This window comes from Brevibacillus laterosporus, assembly GCF_030489605.1.
In the GTDB taxonomy this organism is placed as follows: Bacteria; Bacillota; Bacilli; order Brevibacillales; family Brevibacillaceae; genus Brevibacillus_B; species Brevibacillus_B laterosporus_E.
The window spans coordinates 1-1462 of the sequence record NZ_JAUKFY010000058.1; the positions used below are offsets into that span (position 1 = coordinate 1).

Sequence of the window (1462 nt, forward strand, 5' to 3'; positions counted from 1 at the left end):
CAGGTATGCTTGTTGTATGACATTGCGTTCCCCGCCTACCATGATAATTTCGTCGCCGTTCCAAACGATTTCGTTATTGACGATCATAATGTCATTCCCAAAATCCGTCATTGATCACTCACCGCCCCTTGATCGATTAAACCAAGGACAACGTACTGCTCATGACCCATTCCAGTAATAGACCCCACTAATACTTCCTGCCCTGGTTTATAGGGCCATTGCGGGTCGTGCTCGTCATGAGTGTGTTTGCCGTCTGGATCTGGGTGGTCCTTGTGCTTTGGAATAGGATAAAACGTGTCCTTTAGCACGCGACACCATCCTGTCTCATTGCCGTATGGCTCCAAAACAACCTTTAACAAGCGTTCTTCTTCATTGACACCGCTAATCGTAGCGAAAGAAAAGCTTGCCCCAGGTAAGGAGCGATCAAACGCCTTTTCCTGCTCTGAATGGAACCTCATCCAAATTTCCCTCCGTCGTCAGCTTCTAAATTCGTAAATTCAACTTCTGCTTCTATTCCCGAATCGAATTGCCCTGAGACAATCAATTTTGACGTAAAGTAGTCCTGTGAAAGAACCGTACCGACGCCCCGCAAAGAAATGCGTCGATCGATTTGAACGTCAGGAAACCAATCCGTTTGAAACGAGCCAAAGACCTGTGTTTTAGACAACTCCTCTAGCTTTTTTCTGGCTAAACGCTGGGCTTGATCTCGTGTAACGTTGGGGTAATAGTAACGGAGTGTTTTTTTCTCTCCGGATGATGATCCTGCAAAAGATGCTTTTTCTACAATCCGCTGTCCCTTGAGATTGCCTTTTCCTCTCTTCTTCGCCCGTCCTGGTATCCACGAGATAACCTCAACGATTAAATTTCGAGACGCTTTAGGCGCTCGCTCGATTTGAAGTCCCGGTTTAATGTTATGCCCCCATGTAAAAATGACAGGTTCTTTCATGTAGTTCGGGAGTTTCTCTCGTGGCCCGAAATACCACTCTCTCCCCCTAACATGAGTGGTAAACCCCTCATTCTGCGCTAGATACAAAACAAAATCCCAGTGAGATACCTCTCGCTTTGCATTTGCGTGGTCTTCGCCAATATACTCACCGATAAAGGTGTCTGTCGCCACAGGTACCACAGGTTTTAAATTGTGTTGAGCAGCAAGCTTTTTAAAAGCAGCACTGGCCGTCATGTTTTGCATTTTGATAGATTCTTTAAAATCGAAGGCTCTTGCTCCATAGGATCTACCTGTTATCGTCACAGTCTCACTTTCAGCAAAATTCCATATCGGGTAATCCATGTCGCCCTCGATTAATTTTTGTAGACTGCCTTCTCCTTCGAACCCCAGCTCAATGCTAACAATTGCAGGGCCTGTTGTAAGTGGTGACGATTTACTGGGTCCGCTGTAGAGGAGTTCATGATCGGGTTTTTGTTCCGTTACCTCCCACGGGAGAGTAACCTCAAAATTGTCAAC

The 1462-nt window shown here is 46.0% G+C and carries 2 protein-coding genes; both read right to left on the reverse strand.

Annotated features, from left to right (window positions below; translation table 11 throughout):
• Positions 1-107: 107 nt before the first annotated feature.
• A complete protein-coding gene (locus tag QZ995_RS23620; protein WP_301812388.1) occupies positions 108-458 on the reverse strand; it encodes a hypothetical protein in 351 nt (116 codons plus the stop codon).
• Positions 455-1462 (reverse strand): hypothetical protein (locus QZ995_RS23625; protein ID WP_301812389.1); only part of this gene is annotated, 1008 nt, incomplete at its 5' end. The genes QZ995_RS23625 and QZ995_RS23620, both read right to left, overlap by 4 nt.

Bases quoted from the DNA above. Each gene is read 5' to 3' on its own strand.
- QZ995_RS23620 (WP_301812388.1), bottom strand. From the start codon at position 458: ATGAGGTTCCATTCAGAGCAGGAAAAGGCGTTTGATCGCTCCTTACCT.